14 protein-coding genes and 1 pseudogene are annotated in these 20,915 nt (G+C 45.6%); 12 read left to right on the top strand and 3 right to left on the bottom strand.

The window, feature by feature from the left end:
* Nucleotides 1-58: 58 nt before the first annotated feature.
* From AB4Y93_RS24720 to AB4Y93_RS24755, 8 genes are all read left to right on the top strand, one after another.
* Entirely contained in the window at nt 59-2,275 is a 2,217-nt protein-coding gene (locus AB4Y93_RS24720) for a cadherin-like beta sandwich domain-containing protein (RefSeq protein ID WP_441895978.1), read from the top strand.
* A 204-nt stretch (nt 2,276-2,479) separates the two neighbouring features.
* A complete protein-coding gene (locus tag AB4Y93_RS24725; RefSeq protein WP_441895980.1) occupies nt 2,480-4,897 on the top strand; it encodes a xyloglucanase in 2,418 nt (805 codons plus the stop codon).
* Nucleotides 4,898-5,172: 275 nt separating this feature from the next.
* Nucleotides 5,173-10,134, top strand: a complete 4,962-nt coding sequence (locus AB4Y93_RS24730) for an S-layer homology domain-containing protein (RefSeq protein WP_441895981.1) — start codon at nt 5,173-5,175, stop codon at nt 10,132-10,134.
* Between the two features lie 141 nt (nt 10,135-10,275).
* Entirely contained in the window at nt 10,276-10,848 is a 573-nt protein-coding gene (lepB, locus tag AB4Y93_RS24735; RefSeq protein WP_441895983.1) for a signal peptidase I, read from the top strand.
* 98 nt (nt 10,849-10,946) lie between these two features.
* A complete protein-coding gene (locus tag AB4Y93_RS24740; protein ID WP_441895985.1) occupies nt 10,947-11,684 on the top strand; it encodes a DUF4184 family protein in 738 nt (245 codons plus the stop codon).
* A 64-nt stretch (nt 11,685-11,748) separates the two neighbouring features.
* A complete protein-coding gene (locus AB4Y93_RS24745; RefSeq protein ID WP_441895987.1) occupies nt 11,749-12,399 on the top strand; it encodes an SGNH/GDSL hydrolase family protein in 651 nt (216 codons plus the stop codon).
* A 57-nt stretch (nt 12,400-12,456) separates the two neighbouring features.
* Complete coding sequence (locus AB4Y93_RS24750) at nt 12,457-12,831, top strand: VOC family protein (protein WP_441895989.1); 375 nt, start codon at nt 12,457-12,459, stop codon at nt 12,829-12,831.
* Nucleotides 12,832-12,936: 105 nt separating this feature from the next.
* Complete coding sequence (locus AB4Y93_RS24755) at nt 12,937-13,641, top strand: type 1 glutamine amidotransferase (protein WP_441895991.1); 705 nt, start codon at nt 12,937-12,939, stop codon at nt 13,639-13,641.
* Between the two features lie 42 nt (nt 13,642-13,683).
* Here the strand turns inward: AB4Y93_RS24755 and AB4Y93_RS24760 are convergent, their stop codons facing one another.
* Nucleotides 13,684-14,028, bottom strand: a complete 345-nt coding sequence (locus tag AB4Y93_RS24760) for a P-II family nitrogen regulator (RefSeq protein WP_441895993.1) — start codon at nt 14,026-14,028, stop codon at nt 13,684-13,686.
* 2 nt (nt 14,029-14,030) lie between these two features.
* Nucleotides 14,031-15,268, bottom strand: a pseudogene (locus AB4Y93_RS24765) (ammonium transporter).
* Between the two features lie 412 nt (nt 15,269-15,680).
* Here AB4Y93_RS24765 and AB4Y93_RS24770 point away from each other — a divergent pair.
* The 3 genes from AB4Y93_RS24770 (at nt 15,681) to AB4Y93_RS24780 (ending at nt 18,935) form a co-directional block, all read left to right on the top strand.
* Nucleotides 15,681-17,624, top strand: a complete 1,944-nt coding sequence (locus AB4Y93_RS24770) for a primary-amine oxidase (protein WP_441895995.1) — start codon at nt 15,681-15,683, stop codon at nt 17,622-17,624.
* Nucleotides 17,625-17,656: 32 nt separating this feature from the next.
* Nucleotides 17,657-18,010 (top strand): hypothetical protein, encoded by a 354-nt coding sequence (locus tag AB4Y93_RS24775; protein ID WP_441895996.1) that lies wholly within the window; start codon nt 17,657-17,659, stop codon nt 18,008-18,010.
* 151 nt (nt 18,011-18,161) lie between these two features.
* Nucleotides 18,162-18,935, top strand: coding sequence for an IclR family transcriptional regulator (locus tag AB4Y93_RS24780; RefSeq protein ID WP_441895998.1), 774 nt, complete (start codon nt 18,162-18,164; stop codon nt 18,933-18,935).
* 31 nt (nt 18,936-18,966) lie between these two features.
* Here AB4Y93_RS24780 and AB4Y93_RS24785 read toward each other — a convergent pair whose 3' ends face one another.
* Entirely contained in the window at nt 18,967-19,896 is a 930-nt protein-coding gene (locus AB4Y93_RS24785) for a helix-turn-helix domain-containing protein (RefSeq protein ID WP_441896000.1), read from the bottom strand.
* A gap of 124 nt (nt 19,897-20,020) precedes the next feature.
* Here AB4Y93_RS24785 and AB4Y93_RS24790 point away from each other — a divergent pair, with 124 nt between their 5' ends.
* Nucleotides 20,021-20,908, top strand: a complete 888-nt coding sequence (locus AB4Y93_RS24790) for a sugar phosphate isomerase/epimerase family protein (protein WP_441896002.1) — start codon at nt 20,021-20,023, stop codon at nt 20,906-20,908.
* Nucleotides 20,909-20,915: the final 7 nt, after the last annotated feature.

A 20,915-nucleotide genomic window follows, 5' to 3' on the forward strand; every position in this document is an offset into this window, starting at 1 on the left:
TTGGCATATAATTTGGAAGAATTATAAATTTAAATCCTATATAAAGGAATGGTTAACCATGCAACTTAGAAAAATAGTAATGATTTTATTGGCATTCTGCCTGATGCTACCCTTGTACATTGGACATGCTGCAGCGGCAGATGATGATATTAAGGTCTTGGCGCTCACTGCAGGAGGAGAGCTCTCTCCTTCATTCTCTAATGAAATTTCGGAATATGATGTATTCATAGATAAAAGCTCCAATCCCTTTACCTTCTTCGCTTTGAGGACAAATGACAGCAATGCCAGGATTGAGTACCGGGTTAATGGCGCTGGTGCCTGGCAGGAGGTCGGGCAATGGACATCCAGTGGTAATCTTACTATGAATCCGGGGGATAATCTGATTGAGCTTCGGGTAACATCTTTTGATAATTCGGCAACCCGTATCATCAATCTTTATGTGCACCGTCCGTTACCAAATGATCCTAAGTTAAGGAAGTTGTCAGTATCAATAGGTACTTTATCACCAAGCTTTGAGCCAACTACCAACTCCTACACGGTTAATGTTCCCTATACAACAACCTCAACTACAGTAACCCCTACGTTGAGTGACGGAGGCGCAAACCTTAAGATTAATAGTGAAGTACTCTCAAGTGGTAATACAAGTGCAGAGATTAATCTAAACGTAGGGAGTAATGTCATTCCTATCGAAACGATTTCTGCAGATCTTAGTCTTAATTACAATTATACGGTAAATGTAATCCGTGCTCCCGCTAGTACAGTTGCAGATATATCGAATTTAACCCTGTCCTCAGGCACACTAAGTCCGGCATTCTCAAGCGGTACGACCATTTACTCCGCTGAATTGGCCAATAACGTATCATCGATAATTGTTACGCCAACGGCAGCGGAATCGCATGCAAGCATTATCGTGCAAATAAATGGTGGTTCACAAATGGCTGTTGTTAGTGGAACTGCCAGCCAAGAACTGCCGCTCAATATAGGTGATAACACAGTAACTATTCTTGTAACTGCTCAGGATGATATAACCACAAAAAACTACACGTTGAACGTTCACCGCCGCAGTACCAATGCGGACCTGTCGAACTTAAGTTTAACAGCTGGTAGCCTGGATCCCTTATTTGACAGCGGAACTACTGAATACGAAGTTAAAGTGTCAAGTGCAACCGATCATTTGACCTTTAAACCTAAGTTGGTGGATCCAAATGCATCTATCTCTTGGCTGAATGGAGACGAAGATTACATTGAGCTTGCCGATGATACAGCAAGTCCTGCCATTTCCTTGCAGGAAGGGCTCAATACAATCTTGATCAAAGTAACCTCAGAAGAAGGGAATGAAAAAGAGTACACCATCCATGTAGTACGAGAGAGCAGTAATGCCAAGCTTAGCCAATTATCGGTGTCTGTCGGAACACTTACACCGGTGTTCAATGAGAACACATTAAACTATAATTTAAACGTGAAAACTTCAGTAAACTCGTTGACGTTAAGACCTGTTGTCGCCGAGAGCCATGCAACTACTGAAATATCTCTGAATAATGGAACTTATACGAGTATTACTAGCGGCGCTGATAGTTTACCCTTAAGCTTAAAAATTGGATTGAATATTATTGAAGTTAAGGTGACAGCTGAAAGCGGGGGTGAACAGATTTACAAGATAATGGTTAATCGAGCGAATGCGCCTGTAACTTCTGTACCGTCTGTTGATCCCCCGACAAATCTGCCTGATTTTAGCGATATCGATGGTCATTGGGCTGAACCGTTGATCATAGCGGGAGCTGGTCAGGGCTGGATCAGCGGGTTTCCAGATGGGACCTTTCGTCCAGATCAGGCTGTGTCCCGTCAGGAGTTTGTGGTAATCGTGACGAAAGCGTTAGGCTGGCAGGCGGTTGAACAACCTAACAACGGCTATACTTTCAAGGATCAAGAGCAGATTGCTGAGTATGCAAAGTCTGCATTTAATATCGCCTATCAGAAGGGGCTGATCACGGGATATAAGGATGGAAGTGTTCGTCCGAATGCCGAGATAAATCGTCTGGAAATGGCGGTTATGCTCATACGTACGTTAGGTAATCATGCATTAAGTTCAGCAGTAACAGACTTTAACGATGACAGCCTTATCCCGGACTGGGCGAGAGCGTATGTGGCAGCAGCAAAAGAAATCGGTATCGTGAATGGACGTGGCGGTAACCGGTTTATGCCATCTGCAACTGCGACGCGCGCAGAGGCAGTAACTATGGTGCTGCATTTGCTGGAATTCAATAAAAATCATTAAGAAGAAAAGCCTCTTCGAATGTTTTATTCGGCGAGGCTTTTTTTATAGCTGCACATGCTTCAGTACCACTAATTATCAACTGATTTTACATATAAAACCAAGGGTATTATTGGGGGGTGATCCATCGTACGATAGGTACGGAACAAAAGAAAGCGTTTTCATTTAATGTGCTAAATTAAATCTAATAACAGAGGAGAAGGTGTAATGAGGAAAAAGGTTGTAGGGTTAATAGCTATTATCGCGCTAGTGATCAGCCTGGGTGGCAACGCGGTTATGGCTTCATCAGGCGTAAAGACGCAAAGCTATGATTGGGGCAGAGTAGAAACGGTTGGAGGAGGCTTTATCCCAGGTATTATTTACAACCCATCCGAGAAAGACCTCGTCTACGTTAGAACGGACATGGGCGGCGCTTACCGCTGGAACAAACAAACGAACTCTTGGAAGCAGCTTCTTGATTGGGTAGGATTTGATGAATGGAATATGGCTGGTGTAGAGAGTCTCGCGACTGACCCGGTTGATCCAAACCGAGTCTATATTGCTGCAGGTACATATTCGAATGATTTTACAGATCAGAATGGTGTTATGCTGCGTTCCACAGATAAAGGAGAGACTTGGAAGAAGACCGTACTGCCGTTTAAATTCGGTGGCAACATGCCGGGTCGCTCGATGGGTGAACGTCTTGTGATCGATCCGAACAATAATAGCGTTCTTTACTTTGGAGCACGTAACGGTAACGGGTTATGGAGAAGCACCGATTATGGCGCCACCTGGCGTAAGGTGACCAGCTTCACAGCCGGGCAAAATGTAAAAGATTATTACGGCGGCCAAGTAGGGCCTGTATGGGTCGCATTTGATCCGAGTACAGGGAAGAAGGCTGATAAAAAGAATAAGAAAAATGCGCAAACAACACAAACGATTTATGTAGGAGTAGCAGATACAGAGAAAAGCATCTATAAGAGTACGGACGGCGGGGTCACTTGGGCGCCGGTGGAAGGCCAGCCTAATGAAGGCTTTGTACCGCATCATGGTGTATTAGCCTCGGATGGGAAGCTGTATATCACCTACAACAGTGCGATTGGTCCTTATGACGGTCCGGCATGGAATGGGACAAAAGCAGGCTCGGTCTGGAAGTACGATACGGTAAGCGGGGGATGGACGAATATCAGCCCGGCCGTTATTGCTCCTGCAGATGCGAATGCGGTTCCATCCTATCCGTTTGGTGGGCTAGCAGTAGATCCTTCTAACCCCAACACCATAATGGTTGCGACTATGAATATGTGGTGGCCGGATGAGCATATTTTCCGCAGTACGGATGGCGGTGCTACTTGGACATCTATGTGGACGATGGGCGAAGGATGGTCAAGAGTCAACAAATATGATCTGGATTATTCCAAAGCACCATGGCTGGATTGGGGCAAACCGTTTAATCCTACGGATGTTGAGCAAAATCCAAAAATGGGCTGGATGATTGGTGACCTGGAGATTGATCCTTTTAACTCTGATCGCCTTCTCTATGGAACAGGGGCTACTCTGTTCGCTGCTGACAAACTGATGGCATTGGATCGCGATAATGGTGATAAGGTTAAACTCTCCGTTAACGCCCAAGGGATTGAGGAAACGGCTGTCCTTGGACTTATTAGTCCACCAGAAGGAGCGCATCTCATCAGCTCAATGGGGGATATTGGCGGATTCCGGCATGAAGATCTGGATACTGCACCAACGATGATCACAAATCCTTACATTGGCACCAGTACGGATCTGGATTATGCAGAGCTTAATCCAAATCTGATCGTACGGGTAGGCAACGCGGAAAATAAAGATGCCCGGATGGGTGTTTCTGCGGATAACGGTGTAACGTGGACACCTGCTGCAAATGCTTGGACGGATGTGGATGGAGATAAAACGCAAGGCGGTACGGTTGCCGTAGGTGCAGACGGAAATACAATCGTATGGGCACCAAAAAGTGCTTCTGCGGAAATCAGCAGACCAGTAAGCTATTCAACGAATAACGGTCAAACATGGTCCGTTTCGGCAGGTGTTCCGGAAGGTGCAATGGTATCCTCCGATCGAGTAAATCCATCTAAGTTCTATGCATATGCGAATAGCGCGTTCTACGTCAGTACGGATGGCGGAGCGACATTCGTGAAATCGGCTAAAGCAGTTGGACTTCCATCGAAAGTAAATAGTAAGTTCAAAGCGGTGCCAGGTGTTGAAGGTGATATTTGGCTAGTAGCGGCAAAAGATAACACGAATACAGAAAGCGCATATGGAGTATTCCATTCTACCGATTCGGGTGCAACCTTCACGAAGCTGAAGAATGTACAGGAAGCCGCAATGATCGGCTTTGGAAAAGCAGCTCCGGGCAAATCTTACATGGTGATTTATATGAATGGCAGAATCAATGGGAAATTTGGCTTCTATCGTTCCGATGATGCTGGCCGCAGCTGGATCCGGATTAACGATGACCTGCATCAGTATGCGAATGCCACTCAGGCTATAACAGGTGATCCACGTGTATTTGGTCGAGTGTATATTGGTACGAACGGCTTTGGCATTGTACGTGGAGATATTGCAGATGGCTCGCATAAGCTTGAGCATGGAGATCCAAAAGGGAATAAATAGGTTCTTGTAACACCTGATGTGCCAGATGCGCATCAGGTGTTTTGCTTGAATTGGTATAATAAAGCTTGAAAAAGCTTGTTTTTGAGCTATCTGTGAAATCGATTTCAGTAATTAGGTGACATAAAACACACAGAAACGAAGTATTTAATGCTATAAAACAGCACTTTAATTAATGAAAGCGGTTAAATTTTCTTTTAAAAGTTATTGAAATCGATTTCATTTGATGTTATTATCCATTTCAGGTAAGAAACTTATAATAATGAGGGGGCACAAGCATGGGGGAAAACATGTGGAAACGGATGGCCGCGCAGACATTAGTTGCAGGTCTTATCGTATCTAGCTTCACCGGCATAACGGTACCACAGGTATCGGCAGCCACAGATCCTGTCAATGTATGGATGACAACGGGGGATAAGAGCAATTTGCTCAGTCAGCAGCAGGATGTGTCGTTTGACACGGATGGAGCGGCGTCAGAGCTTACAATTGATGTAGATGAAAAGACAACTTATCAAACGATTGATGGTTTTGGAGGCGCTCTCACAGATTCATCGGCCTATGTGATTTCGAAGATGGAGCAAACGGCTAAAGATCAATTAATGAAGAAGCTTTTCAGCCGTGAAGGTGATGGCGCAGGCTTCAGCTATTTGCGACTGCCGATGGGTGCAAGCGATTTCGCAACGAGCAAATATACTTACGATGATATGCCTAAAGGTGAAACTGACCCGGAACTTCTTAACTTCTCCATCGGGCATGATGAGGAGTATATCATTCCACTTCTCCAGCAAGCGCTTGAGATTAATCCGGATTTGAAAATCATGGGTACGCCTTGGACCGCTCCGGGCTGGATGAAAACAACGGATGCGATGGAAAAAGGCAAGCTGCTGCCAGAGTATTACGGCGTATACGCGCAATATTTCGTTAAATTTATTGAGGATTATAAAGAAGCAGGTATTCCAATCGACGCTGTGACAATCCAAAATGAACCGCAGTTTGAGCCAAGCGACTATTCCGGTATGCGTATGGAACCGGAAGATGAGGCCCTATTTGTTAAAGATTATTTAGGTCCTGCTTTTGAAGAAGCTGGCATCGATACGAAAATCATTGTGTTTGACCATAACTGGTCTACTCCGCAATACCCGATTGACGTGCTGAATGACAAAGATGCGAATAAATATATAGCAGGTTCTGCTTTCCACGGATATGCCGGTTCCGTAGATGCACAGTCTCTTGTGCATGACCATCATCCAGACAAGGACATTTACTTCACCGAAAGCTCAGGCGGCGAATTCGCTTCTAATTTCGGGAGCAACATTGCTTGGGATTATCAGAATCTCATCATCGGTACAACACGCAACTGGGCGCGGACATCGCTGAAATGGAATATTGCACTGGATGAAAACAACGGTCCATTCGTAGGTGGCTGCTCGGATTGCCGAGGGATCGTAACCGTCGTTAACCATGATGAAAATAACGTAGTAACAAGCTCTGATGTGACTTACAACGAAGAGTTCTACGCATTTGGCCAAGCAAGTAAATTTGTACTGCCTGGCGCGAAGCGGATCCAATCGAATACGTTTGGAGCAGGAAGCATTGAAGATGCAGCGTTCTTGAACCCGGATGGTTCCAAGGTGCTTCTGGCACTAAACTCTTCCAAACAGTCGAAAACTTTCAAAGTAAGATGGGGTGCGAAAAGCTTTTCGTACACGCTTCCAGCAGGCGCTATAGCGTCCTATGTCTGGAGCGGGACGCAGGTTGGCACGGTATCGATTAGTCCATATGCGATTATGCAAGCAGAAGATTTCGCGGACAACAGCGGTGTGACAACTGGTATTGCTGGAGATACTGGCGGCGGAAAATATGTTGCCTCGGCGGCAAACGGCAACTATATTGCTTTCGATAATGTGGAGTTCCAGAGCGGGACATCCAGCATCAAAGTAAGAGCAGCAGCTGAAGGCGATGCAGGTATTCAATTCCGTCTTGATAGTCCAACGGGTGCTTTGCTCGGAACAGCGGATATTACCTCAACTGGCGGTGCACAGTCCTGGATTACCAAGGCTGTACAGTCCGAAGCCGTTAGCGGCAAGCATAAGCTGTATGTGGTGTTCTCAGGAAAAGTAAATTTGAACTGGTTCCAGTTCTCCTTCGATTCCGTGCAAAGCAGCTATAACTACTTAACTCTAGGCGGTGGTTTCGAGGAAGGGAATACAGGCTGGAATGGCTGGAATCCTGATGGTCAAGGGTATGCTCAGAATGTAGACAACAACAGCCCAAGAACAGGTTTGATGAAGCTATCCCATTATCTTGGTGGTACTGAGCCGTACCAGCAAACGACTTACCGTACGGTGAAGGTGCCAAATGGAACCTACAAAGCCTCTGTATGGTATCAAAAGGGCGGCGATACCAACGTTAGCCTGGAAGCGAAAAGATATGGCGGTCCTGATCTTAGTGTGTCGGCAGGGACAACAGCATATGTAGGATCCTGGACACAGATCGTTATTCCAGTCATTGAGGTGACAGACGGACAAGTTGAAATCGGGATTCACTCCGCTAATAAAGGCGGCGAATGGGCTTCTTTTGACGATGTGGAATTGATACCGGTTATTACGAAAGCTTCTGTAAAAGAACAAGGAGATGAAGCACCTGCAACTCCTCAAGATGTAACCGCAGACGTTCAAAACGGTCAAAATATCCAGCTTCAGTGGACAAAAGCTGCTGATGCGATTGGTTACAAAATCTATCGTTCGGCAGTGAATTCAGACATAACAAAAGACGGAGTTTACCCGGATTATCGTCTGATCGGATCTGCTGGTGACGTAACAAGTTATGTGGATCAAGGCCTGCTAGGCAGCACTGCGTACTCGTATCGTGTATCTGCCTTCAGCGCTTCGGGTGAATCAGCAGCTAGTGGTTCCGTTACTGCGACAACTGCTGCAGGTAAGGACTCTGTGGCTCCGGTAGCACCAGTTGGTCTGAAAGCTGTACCTGGTATCCAACAAGTGAAGCTCACTTGGGAGCCTAATTTGGAGAACGATTTCTTTAAATACAATATTTATGTGAACGGCTTCAAACGGGCATCCGTTGATCCAGCAACAGAATCTCGCTATACGGTAGCTAATCTGGTAGCAGGCACACAATATGCATTTACCATTAAGGCTGTTGACCAAGCAGGTAATGAATCGGCAGCAAGTGAAGCTATAGTAGCTGCTCCAACAGTAGCAAGTGAGCGAGTTGAAATTCCTGCTGTTAACAATTTGGATTTTGAGACGCTTGACTCAAATAACAAGCCTACGCTTTCGCCTTGGCAAGAATGGCATCCAGGTGAACAATCCGCAGCTTCCTCCATTGACAATGATACACCGCGAAGCGGTAAGTATAAGCTGACTCATTGGAATGGCTCTGCATACAAGCAATCTAACTTTCAGACGATTAATGTACCCGTCGGTAAGTACAAAGTTCAGGTGTGGGTTCGGACAGGCGGCGGACAAAATACGTTCCAGCTTGAGGTTTCCAATTATGGCGGAAATAAGCTGACGAAAAATTTGAAGAGCGCAAGCGGCGGTACCTATACACCATTTGCGATTGATAATATTGAAGTGGTTGAAAAGGAAGCTGGTACTGGTCTAGGTAGCATGCAAATCGGAGTTTACTCCGATGCGAAAGCCGGCAACTGGGCGGCGATCGATGATTTCGAGATCTATAAATATCCAGAAGCTACAGTAGCGGTAGAAGGGGTAACCTTGGATAAATCAGCGTTATCGCTTAATTTGACCGGTATGAATACAGGTAATTTGACTGCAACGATTAATCCAAGCAATGCAGAAAACCATAATCTGTACTGGAGCAGCAGTGACACTTCAGTTGCTGCAGTTGTAGACGGTGTTGTAACAGCCAAAGGAGTAGGTACTGCGAAAATTACAGTAACAACAGAAGACGGCGGTTACAAGGCTGAAGCTGCTGTTGTTGTAAAAAGCGGTAATGTGGATACATCAGCCCCAACAACTCCAACAGATGGAACGGGTCAGGTCACAACAAACGGTAATGCTTCTGTCATTAGCGGCTTAACGGCCAAGACAGAGACAGATTCGAATGGCAAGGAGACTTCAGTAGTTGTAGTTAACGCAGCGCTTCTTTCTCAAGCAGCGCCAGATGCTAAAGTTGATTCCATCACCTTTGATTTACGTGATTTGAGCGATGTCAGCCATGTACAAGTACAATTCCCGGTTGATGCATTAAAAGAACTTTTGAATAAAAACAATAAACGGAGCATCCTTGTCATAACGGATCAAGGCAGCTACGAGCTTCCGCTGCAAGCAATTCTGAGCGGTACAACAGCAAGCGGCCAGCAGCTTCGCATTGGAGTTGGGACTGTTTCAGAAGCAGCAAATAATGCGGCTATCCAAGCAGTAAACAAAAAGAATGGTACATTGATTGGTGCTCCAATTGAATTTACAGTATGGACTGGCAGCGCGAACAATTGGACAGAGGTTAAAGGTTTTGGCAAACATTATGTCACTCGTACGATCCAACTCGGCAAGACTTCCGTGCTGCCAACTACGGGTGTTGTGATCGGATCGGATGGGACAATTGTTCCAGTACCAACCACGTTTAATACAGATGCAAACGGTAATGTAACAGCAGTTATTCGTACAAATCATAACAGTGTCTACGCTGTAGTGGCATCGAGCAAAACGTTCACGGATACAAAAGGTAATTGGGCAGAGAAAGAAATTAATACTCTCGCATCAAGCTATATATTGAATGGTGAAACCGCAGATACTTTCGCTCCAGATCAGCAGCTGACTCGCGCTGAGTGGGTAACGATGCTGACAAGAGCGCTTGGTCTTACAGCAGGTTCCACAGCAAGTAACTTTAAGGATGTATCCAGCAACGCTTGGTATGCTGATGCAGTAGCAGCGGCAACTGAAGCAGGGGTTATTCAAGGCTTTACAGATGGAACATTCCGTCCAAATGATAAAATCACGAAGCAGCAGCTTGCAGTAACCGCTGCAAATGTACTTGCATTTGTAGGTAAAAACCAATCTGCTGACGTTGAGCAGCTCGCAGCTTTAAAAGACAGCAGTGAGATCGCAGCTTGGGCAGCAGATGCCGTAGCGCAGTCTTTAAAATCCGGATTGATTAAAGGAACGCCGGAAGGCAAATTCTATCCGAACAAGACAGCAACACGCGCTGAAGCGGCTGCTATTTTGTACAGATTGATTACAACAATTCAAGAATAATAAGTAGCAAGAAGTCCGGCTATCCTCGAGATAGCCGGATTTTTTTCTAGTGGTTGGTGTGGTTGATCAAGTTGTAGATGTAAACAAAAGGAAATAGTCGCATTACAAGCGAATATGTTGGGGAGTACAAGGGGGAATTCGATGGGAATTAGGAGAGTGACTAAGTTTCTGTTTGCGGCTGTGATCGTCATGTTGTTGATGTCAGGCTGCTCGAGATCTTTGACTGATGATGTAACGGAAAAGAAAATACCAGTTATTGATCAGCCTGGTCCTGAATTAACTCATGTGAAAGTGAATACGGATGGCATGCTTTCCGAAGTAGGCTACGGCTATCCTCATCCATTTGGACTCAATCAGGAGGTGTTAGTAGATTTCCATTACTACGAGCAGCATGATATTTCCCGTGGGGATATTGTAGTTTTTCGAACGAAGGATACCAGTTACCAAACTACCGACCTAGCAAGAGTTGTTGGTTTACCTGGAGAAAAGATAGGTTTAAAGAAAGGGCAAGCTTATATAAACGGACATAAGCTTAAAGCTTTCTATGGTAATGATGCTGCATCGAAAAATAATATTTCATTAGAAAAGCCTTTGGTACTGCAACGCGACCAATTTTTCATCCTGGCAGATGTACGCTGGAGAGGCTTTAATGACAGTCAAACCGCCGGTCCATATAGTCGTGATGACATTCTGGGAAAAGTAGTTGGTTATTAGCCTCACAAGTAACACTTGTAAGGATTTGTAACTTTTTTATTCCTGTGACGTCTATAACAATTAGATGAAATAGATTATACCTAGATTGGAGTCTCCCGATGCCCTATACGTTAGCTCATCCGCTGTACGCTTTTCCAATAAAATATCTTAATCGCAAGGTCTTCAGCATGACGGGCCTAGTGCTTGGAAGTATGGGGCCGGATATCGAATATTTTATTTTTTTGGCTCCTCATCAGACGATTGGTCATACGATTCAGGGATTGTTCATGCAGGTGATTCCGCTTTGTGTGCTGCTTGGTCTATTATTTCATTATGTTGTTAAGAAGCCTTTAGCGATGCATCTGCCATCGTTATTTCAATTGGATAAACGAGCTTTTAATCTATTAAACAGGTGGGATATGACAACCTTTCGAGCATGGCTCATCTACTTGCTGTCGGTTGTGATTGGATTTTATACGCATATTCTGGTTGACGCTTTTACGCATGAGAGAGGTTATTTTGTTTATCATTTAGACGTCTTGAGCCACCAAACGGACCTTCTCCATTTGCCGGTATATAAACTATTGCAATACAGCTTTTCGCTGCTAGGTATGTTCGTCATATTTATAACTATCATGATTCGATTATTTAAGAGCCAGCCGAGATCGTCCGTTATGCCTGTCATCCCAGCCCATCAGAAATGGGTGTTCTGGAGTGTTGTATGCTTATGGGCTGTTCTTTTGCCGGTTCTGAAATTATATGTCAGCAGCTATCCATTGATTAGTGTCGCAGCCGTTGCGCCAATATCAGGGGTATGTGTTGGACTAGTTGTATCATCTATTATTTACAAGAGGTAGTCGTTTTCTATAAAATGGGACAGAAAGCGTAATCATACCTTAATATTTGAAAGGAAGATTTATTATGGGCAAAATCATATTATTCCAAGGTGATTCTATCACTGATTGCTTGCGTGGACGTGAAGGGGCAGATCCGAATCATGCTCTGGGAGTAGGCTATGTTAATAAAATAGCAGGAGAGCTGAGCTATCAACTGCCCCAAGCGGGACATCAGTTTATCAATAGGGGCATAAGTGGAGATCGTGTTTCTGATCTGTTCGCACGTTGGAATGAAGATGCCATCGCGCTTAAGCCAGATATATTAAGTATTCTTATTGGCGTAAACGATACGTGGCGGATTATGAATAAGCTTCCTAGCGGTGTAACGGATCGATTTGAACGTGCCTACCGCCTTCTGTTAGAAGAGACGAAGGAAGTTTTACCGACTACGAAGCTCGTATTATGCGAACCTTTTGTTCTACGTACTGGGGTTACGGTAGCGGAATGGGAAGGCTGGCGCGGTAAAGTGGATGCACAAAGCATCATTGTAAAGCAGCTGGCGGAAGAATTCGACGCCGTATTTGTACCTTTCCAGCAAGCTTTTGATCAAGCTGCGGAACAAGCTGCTCCAGAATATTGGTTATTCGACGGCGTTCATCCAACGGCTGCTGGCCATCACCTTATGGCAGTGGAGTGGCTGAAAGCTGTTCAGAACAGCCGCCTTGCAATAGTTTAAAATATAGTAGACTTCTGACTGATGGCCAGGAGTCTTTTTTTATAGAGGAGGATGTTTATGGCTTACCAATATGATGGAATTGATCATGTTCAATTAGCTGCCCCAGTTGGCTGTGAAGAGAAAGCTCGCAGCTTCTACAATCACCTGCTAGGCTGGCCTGAAATTCCAAAGCCTGAGAACCTGAGGCAACGCGGCGGCGTATGGTTTGAATGTGGAAAGCATCAGGTGCATATTGGGGTTCAAAAAGATTTTGTTCCTGCAACAAAGGCTCATCCTGCCTTTCAAGTAAGGAATCTGGAGGAGCTGCGGAGTTTTCTTATCGAGCAGAAAATCCAGGTGATTGATGATGAAGCAAGAGCAGATGAAGGTGTGAAACGCTTCTACTTAAATGACCCATTTGGCAATCGTCTCGAATTTCTAGAGTGGTTATAATTCATCGGCTTCCCACTATGTGAAAAATGATTGTCGCAGCCTACCATATTCCTGCTTTACAATACTGACATAGAGGCATGACGCTGGTATTGGAGGTAACGGGTGATGAACATACTTGCTTTTAGACATTTCGATTTTGATGATATACGTGCATTTGCCGAGTGGGCAGAATTAGGCGGACATCGGTTGACGATTGTTAATCCAGCAGATGGATTACAAGAAGAATGGTTGGATACGATGGAGCTGCTACTCATTCTTGGTGGTCCAATGAGTATATATGAAGAAGATGCTTATCCTTGGCTGATCGAGGAGAAACGTTTTGTGAAGGCAGCTTTGAATAAGAGGACCAAAACGATAGGGATCTGTCTTGGAGCTCAGATGCTTGCTGAAGTGCTTGGTGCTAAGGTGTATCGCCACTCTGTAAAAGAAATTGGCTGGCATTCCATCAAACGGACAGAGGAACAACATCCATGGCTCGAGCAGATGCCTAGTACGTTCTATTCGTTTCAATGGCATGGCGATACGTTTGAATTGCCAGCAGGTGCAAGACTGCTTGCGAGATCGGAAGCTTGCGGGCATCAAGCTTTCGCCTACGACAGCCATGTCCTCGCTCTTCAATTCCATTTGGAGACGACACCAGCCTGTATGGATCAGATGTTGACGCATTGGGAGAGTGAGCTTGTAGAGTCTCCATATATTCAATCCGCGAACCGTATTCGTGAAAACATAAATCGTGTTGCGGCTTCATTCCAAATCCTGCACCAACTGTTGGATCACGCGGCGGCTAATCGATCTACAATAGTCTCATAAAATAGAACCCTCCTTCCTTTACAGGTTGGAGGGTTCTACTGATTATTGCCCTAAAGCGGTTTGGCCATGTTCACCCGTGCGTATTCGAATCACATCAGCGACATCCGTCACAAATATTTTCCCATCCCCAATCGCTCCGGTTCTTGCGGCCTCGATAACAACTTCAATCGCTTCCTCATACAGGTCGTCGCTGACGACGGTTTCAATCTTATTTTTTAATATAAAATCCGTTTGATACTCCACACCGCGATACAGCGTACGTGTCCCTTTCTGAATCCCTTGACCCCGTACATCACTGATCGTCATGCCGCTAATGCCGATGGTGTGCAGGGCAGCTGTGACACTGCTTAGCTTTTCTGGACGAATAATGATCGTTAATAACTTCATGGTTAGACTCCTTTTATCTCGGGATTGGCAGCCATCATGCTGCCGGCAGCCTGGTATTCAACCTGTGCTCGGACAGGGATCCCGCTGTTCATTGCCTCGAAGGTGTTATAAGCGTTCTCCCCGTGGAGGCTGAGATCAAGTCCCGATAACTCTTGCTCTTCGGATACCCGAAGCGTGGTGAACAGAGAGATGACCTTCAAGATAACAAAGGTACCGACAGATGCAAGTCCAACGGCAACGAGGACATCAACAGCCTGAATGAGAACTTGTTTGCCATTGCCATAGATTAGGCCGTCAACGCCAGCAGGGTTCGCTTTTGTGCTGGAGAAAATGCCGGTTGCAATCGCTCCCCAGATCCCGCCAATGCCGTGGATGCCAAATACATCAAGTGAATCATCGTACTGCAGCTTGGCTTTGACAACATGAAGCCCCCAGTAACAGATGACACTGGCTAGAGCGCCAATCGGAATGGCAGAGAGTACGGATACAAATCCTGCAGCCGGAGTAATGGCAACAAGTCCGGCGATAACACCGGTTACTACGCCTACTAAGGTTGCTTTGCCGCGAATTTTCCATTCCATAACCATCCATAGAACACCACCAGCTGCCGCAGCAACTTGTGTCGTGACAACAGCGAGACTAGCTAATCCGCCGGAAGCAAGGGCACTACCGGCATTAAAGCCGAACCATCCAAACCAAAGGCACATGCCGCCGATCATGAAGAAAATGAGATTATGAGGAGGGAGTGTTTTGTGAGGGAAGGAACGTCGTTTGCCTACTACTAATGCAGCGACAAGGGCGCTCACACCGGAAAGAATATGTACAACCGTACCTCCCGCAAAGTCGAGTCCACCAAGCTTCGACAGCCATCCGCCGCCCAAGCCCAGAACGCCATTGGAGAGTAGACGAAGGTAACCCAGAGGATCGAGAATACTACCCATACGGAAAATTTAATTCGTTCCGCTACACCGCCGGAGATCAGAGCCGTTGTAATAGCCGCGAACATCCCTTGATACATCGCAAAGATTAGATGAGGTATCGTTAGTCCATCCTTGGCATCCATCCCCACATCCTTAAAGCCTATAAAGTCGAAGCCTCCGAACATCCCGCCGATCCCTGGACCAAACGCAAAGCTGTAGCCCCATAACACCCATACTAATGTCACGATTACGAAAGCACTTAAGCTGTGCATGACGGTGGAAAGAATATTCCGTTGTCCAACCAGACCGCCATAAAACAAAGCAAGACCTGGCATGAACATAAACATAACCAGTACCGTTGCGACGATAATCCAGGTCGTATCTCCGGTATCGACGACAGCAGTTTCTCCTTCAGCGAAGGCTGTGAAAGGTAAAGCGGTAAAGATTAAGATACAAAGTGAAGTGATCGATAAAACCTTTTTCCAAGATGACAGCATGTGATTCCCTCCTATATTATTATATGTTAGATTACTTAACGCAATTATGACCTATAGGTTTGGTGAAGAGAACAGAACTATCCCGATATTCGAGAAATCTTGCAAATTTTCAGAAAATAAAAAACTCATTTTGTTATTTTCTCACTATTCGGGAAATACAGGTTTGAGAGGTGGGGAAGTCGAGATATGATTGTCACATAAGTTGACATCAAATAAACGGAATGAGGCGATGGAAATGACACCAATTACGGTTACGTTAGCGAATCACCCGCTTGAACCACTCTCAAGGGAAGAAATGAGTGCTGCCGTACATATTCTGAAGGAGCAGCAGCAATTGACGACATCTGATCGATTCGTATTGGTATCGTTGAAGGAGCCAAAGAAGGAAGTTGTCATCAACTATGATGGATCCAGTCCGTTTGAACGTGAAGCATTTATCATTATCCTGAATAACAAAGAGAATGCAACCTATGAAGCAGTCGTTTCATTAACGGAGCAAAAGGTGACCTCATGGGTGCATGTACCAGGAGTTCAGCCAACGATTATGCTGGATGAACAGGCGGAATGTGAGCTTGCCGTTCGTAAAAGTCCTCTGTTTATAGAAGCGCTGGAGCGCCTCGACATTCATACGCCTGAACTGATTATGGTAGATTTATGGTCGCCGGGGAATTGGGGGACAGAGGAGGACGCTAACCGCCGTCTGGCTCGTCCATTATGCTTCCTACGAAGTGATGAGAAGGATAATGGGTATGCCCGTCCGCTGCCACTGGTACCAATTGTCGATCTTAATTCGATGGAAGTGCTTCGGATCGAAGAATATGAATATACGAAAATGCCGGATAAGGCATATAACTATACTCCGGACAGGGTTGGCCCGCTGCGCAGCGGGATTAAGCCAGTGGAGATTACACAGCCGGAAGGTCCTAGCTTTTCCGTTAACGGGCATGAGGTGGAGTGGCAGGACTGGAAGTTCCGTATTGGCTTTAACGCTCGTGAAGGGCTGACGCTTCATACGTTGTCTTATCATGATCAGGGCCGTGACCGGCCAATCCTGTACCGCGGCTCCTTGTCAGAGATGGTGGTACCGTATGGAGACCCGGGTCCAATTCAGAACCGGAAGAATGCTTTTGACAGCGGGGAATATGGGATTGGTCAATTGGCCAATAGTCTGGAGCTTGGCTGTGACTGCGTTGGTTATATTAAATATTTCGACGGTGTAATGACCGACAGCAAAGGAGATTTGTTTGTCATTAAAAATGCCATCTGTATGCACGAGGAAGACTTCGGCATCCTGTGGAAGCATACAGATTGGCGTACGAATGATGTCGAGGTAAGGCGTTCCCGCCGATTAGTCATTTCCTCCATCTCCACCGTTGCGAACTATGAATATGGCTTCTTCTGGTATTTGTATCAGGACGGCAATATCCAGTTCGAAGTGAAATTGACAGGTATATTGTCTACGGCGGGACTGCATCCGGGGGAAACGCCAAAATACGGAAATCTGGTTGGTCCAGACTTGTATGCTCCTAACCATCAGCATTTCTTCAATGTTCGGATGGATATGCAGATCGACGGTACGGATAACTCGGTGTACGAGGTGAATGTAGTATCGGAGGAGTTAGGTGAGAATAACCCGCGTGAGAACGCCTTTTATGCCAAAGCAACCTTGCTGGAAACCGAGCAGCAGGCCAAACGGGATATTAAGCTGGAGACGGCAAGATATTGGAAGTTCGTCAACGACAATGTGAAGAATGAGCTAGGCCAATCGGTAGGCTACAAGATCGTGACAGGGGAGAACTGCTTCCCGTTTGCCTCTGATCATTCCAGTCTAATCAAGCGTGCTGGATTTATTAAACATCATCTCTGGGTAACGCCATACAATGAAGATGAAATGTATGCGTCTGGCAAATATCCGAATCAACATCTGGGTGGAGATGGGTTGTCTTCTTGGGCAGAGCAGGACCGAGCGATTAAAAATACCGATGTTGTCGTGTGGTACACCATGGGACATACGCATGTACCACGGCCAGAGGATTGGCCGGTAATGCCGGCAGCTTATATTGGCTTCATGCTGAAGCCTGTCAGCTTCTTTAACCAAAGCCCGGCTATTAACCTGGCACCGCAGACGAAGAAAAAGTACTGCAGCAGCTCAGTCAAAACGGATGGTTGCCAAAGCTAAGCTAAATACGGTTTAGGAGAGGGGAGATAGCCATGATTAAACTCCGGCATTTAAGTATGGAATGGAAATATTCCGTCCTGTCGATGATCTCCTTATCTGGCGTGTTGGTACTGCATGTTATCCATTGGCTTTCTATGCCGCTTGTTATGGGGGCAGCTGCCGAGCTGCAAACTCATCATCATGAAATGGGGGATAACAGCTCTCTGCTGCTTAGTACAATTATGATGGTGCTATTTATCGTCAATTTGACTAGTATTTACTTTGCCGTAAGGCAGCTCATTGCTGCCATTATGAAGCCGGGGAAACTATCTAAGCATACGATGTTGTGCAGCAGTATTTCGTTCCTTGTACTTTGTGTGGGGATTTATACCATGTCTTCTATATGAAGCTTGTGAAAAGGCTGGTGCAATGTCAGGTTGCATCAGCCTTTTTGCAAGAGATCTTCTCGTCCAGTCTAGGATTGCCAAACGCAAGATGTTCATTTTACAATAGAAACAATGAATTGATGTTCGAAAATATGACATGGAGGCGAAGCTCATGTCCGTCATCTCGAAAGCGATACATATATTGGATTATCTTGTGCCGCAGGGGAATGAGAAGGAAGTAAGCGTGACGGAAATTAGCCGTGAGCTGGATATGCCGGTGCAAAGTGTTCATCGTATCCTGGCTTCGTTATCCGAGCATGGGTTTGTCTCTCAGAATAATAAAACAAAAAAGTATAAGTTAGGTTTATCGATTATGAAATACGGCTTCTTGATGTGGGATAGTCTGCGTTTTCGCTCTATTGCCCGTCCGTTTATGGAGGAGTTATCCCGGCAAACGAAGGAAACCGTCTATTTGGCTACCCGTGAAAATACCGAAGGCGTCTATATCGATAATATCGATTCCCCTCAGCTGCTCAAAATTTCCGAGCCGATTGGTCTCAGACTGCCTCTAGTCATTGGCGCATCTAATCGGGTCATCTTGGCTTATATGGCGCCCGGTGCCAGGGAGTCGATCCTGAATCAGATCGAATGGGATGATCTTCCCTCATTGCGACCTTTAACGAGGGAATATATCGGGAATGATCTAGAGCAAATCCGCAAACGGGGGTATGCGATTACTTCTGGTGAAGCAACGGAGGGAACAACAGGTATTGCTGCACCAATCTTCTCCTATGAGAATACCGTGATAGGTTCACTTAATTGTGCAGGACCAAGCCTGCGTTTTACAGCTGAAAATATAGAGAAATACAGCTATTACGTGAAAAAATATGCGGATCTGATCTCTCAAGAGCTTGGTTATCGGCATTTGTATCGGGTAAGTGAGTGAGTAGCCGTTTGCAGCGAGAAAAGAAATCCCCTTAGGCGAAGGATTCGCTTAAGGGGATTTTTGTTGTTGGAAGCTTACTCTTCCTTAGCTGTGAGGGGGCAATACCTTTATATTTCTTGTACATCTTGGTGAAATAATTGGAGTTATCGCAGCCAACTTGACCTGCTACTTCCGTAATGGAGAGATCACCTTCCAGGAGCAGGCGTTCTGCCTCATTGACCCGGCATACATTCACATAATCGATAAACGTGCGTCCAGTCAGCTTTTTAAACATTTTGCAGAAATGATGAATGTTAAGGTTCATTTGCTTCGCCGCATCAGCAACGGTTTGTTTTTCTGCGAAATTCACTTCGATATATTCAATCAACGTCTTGAACCGTTCCCGGTTCTGCACATATTGATTCGTGGCTTGCTCCGGGAGCTGCTGAGGCAGGAACTTCCGAGACAACAAGGTGAGCAGCATGTGAAGCTGCGATTTCACCATTAGTTGATAAGCGGGCTGCTTGGCTGAAAATTCCTCAGCAGCTTGCTCCAGCAAGTGATAATGGTCCACACAGGTTGGATCAAGAAGAGCGGGTTTAACCGGTAGCTGTACACGCCCTTCCAAATAAGGCAGGACGTATTTGGTATGAAGGGCATCATGAACCCAGTTTTGAAATAAAGAGCTATTAAATACGATCGCAAGATAGGAAGTATCTCCTTCGCTAGTGCTGTAGCCAACATGAAGCGCTCCTGCTGGAACAAATAAGACGTCACCGGGTTGTGCTTCATAAGGTTGACTATCAATATGGAAGATACCGCTGCCCTTCTGCATAACGATAATCTCAAAATGCTCATGCCAATGCAGGTACATAATCATGTCACCGGGTTTCACTTGAGGGGCGCGATTAGGGAAAATCTGCACAGGATGCGTCTTTTCATCTATTCTTGTATTCTCACGAAGTTCCTTCGGATAGCTCATGCTTATCTCAACTCCACAATATTGGACTAGTAATGCACAAGAATGGTAGAGAATCAACCATTTGCAAGCGCTATACTGAGGGTGCAATCAAAATTTGTCAACCAAAATAGGAGTGGTATTAATAATGGAAAATTTACTTCGTATTGGAACCTTAGTAGGCGGAGGAGACGCTGTTCGTGTCATTCCTCAAATTGCGCCACATGGCTTCGAATCTTATAGTTTGACATTCTGGCAAACGACAGGTACGACAGATTTGGTTGAAACGGCAAAACGAGTTCGTGAGCTTTCGGATGAATTCGGTTTCATTATATCGACGGTTGGCATCTTTGGCAATCCACTGACTGGTACAGGCGATAATGCGGATACTCTTGCAAGCTGGGAGAGACTGATCGATCATGCCCATTTGTTCGGCACAGATATCGTATCGGGCTTTACAGGCCGGTTAACCGGGGAGTCCATCGACAGTTCGATTCCACGATATGCAGAAGTATTTGGCGAGCTTGGCCGCAGAGCAGCAGATAAAGGCGTTCGTATTGCTTTCGAGAATTGCGATATGGGAGGCACCTGGCAATCCGGCGACTGGAACATTGCTCATAATCCGACAGCATGGGAAATGATGTTTAATGCGATCCCATCTGAAAATATCGGGTTGCAATGGGAGCCTTGCCACCAAATGGTGTCGCTGATTGATCCAATTCCTCAGCTTCGCAAGTGGATTAATAAAGTGTTCCATGTTCATGGTAAAGACGCGACAATCGCTTGGGATATTGTGAAGGAATATGGCATTCATGGACCAAAGGAATTCGTCTGGCACCGTACCCCAGGGTTTGGTGATACGAATTGGACGGATATTATTACGATACTTAGACAAGGCGGTTATAAAGGTACGATTGATATTGAAGGCTGGCATGACCCCGTTTATCGTGATGAGCTTGAGATGACTGGCCAAGTCCATGGCTTAAATTATTTGAAGCAATGCCGCGGCGGACAATTCGTACCGAATCCGAAATAAGGAGAGT

Origin of the sequence: Paenibacillus sp. YAF4_2 (assembly GCF_052113225.1) — a bacterium.
GTDB lineage: Bacteria > Bacillota > Bacilli > Paenibacillales > Paenibacillaceae > Pristimantibacillus.

Bases quoted from the DNA above. Each gene is read 5' to 3' on its own strand.
- AB4Y93_RS24775 (WP_441895996.1), top strand. From the start codon at position 17,657: ATGATTAAACTCCGGCATTTAAGTATGGAATGGAAATATTCCGTCCTG.
- AB4Y93_RS24755 (WP_441895991.1), top strand. From the start codon at position 12,937: ATGAACATACTTGCTTTTAGACATTTCGATTTTGATGATATACGTGCA.
- AB4Y93_RS24770 (WP_441895995.1), top strand. From the start codon at position 15,681: ATGACACCAATTACGGTTACGTTAGCGAATCACCCGCTTGAACCACTC.
- AB4Y93_RS24750 (WP_441895989.1), top strand. From the start codon at position 12,457: ATGGCTTACCAATATGATGGAATTGATCATGTTCAATTAGCTGCCCCA.
- AB4Y93_RS24785 (WP_441896000.1), bottom strand. From the start codon at position 19,896: ATGAGCTATCCGAAGGAACTTCGTGAGAATACAAGAATAGATGAAAAG.
- AB4Y93_RS24740 (WP_441895985.1), top strand. From the start codon at position 10,947: ATGCCCTATACGTTAGCTCATCCGCTGTACGCTTTTCCAATAAAATAT.
- AB4Y93_RS24780 (WP_441895998.1), top strand. From the start codon at position 18,162: ATGTCCGTCATCTCGAAAGCGATACATATATTGGATTATCTTGTGCCG.
- AB4Y93_RS24760 (WP_441895993.1), bottom strand. From the start codon at position 14,028: ATGAAGTTATTAACGATCATTATTCGTCCAGAAAAGCTAAGCAGTGTC.
- AB4Y93_RS24730 (WP_441895981.1), top strand. From the start codon at position 5,173: ATGGGGGAAAACATGTGGAAACGGATGGCCGCGCAGACATTAGTTGCA.
- lepB (WP_441895983.1), top strand. From the start codon at position 10,276: ATGGGAATTAGGAGAGTGACTAAGTTTCTGTTTGCGGCTGTGATCGTC.
- AB4Y93_RS24720 (WP_441895978.1), top strand. From the start codon at position 59: ATGCAACTTAGAAAAATAGTAATGATTTTATTGGCATTCTGCCTGATG.
- AB4Y93_RS24725 (WP_441895980.1), top strand. From the start codon at position 2,480: ATGAGGAAAAAGGTTGTAGGGTTAATAGCTATTATCGCGCTAGTGATC.
- AB4Y93_RS24790 (WP_441896002.1), top strand. From the start codon at position 20,021: ATGGAAAATTTACTTCGTATTGGAACCTTAGTAGGCGGAGGAGACGCT.
- AB4Y93_RS24745 (WP_441895987.1), top strand. From the start codon at position 11,749: ATGGGCAAAATCATATTATTCCAAGGTGATTCTATCACTGATTGCTTG.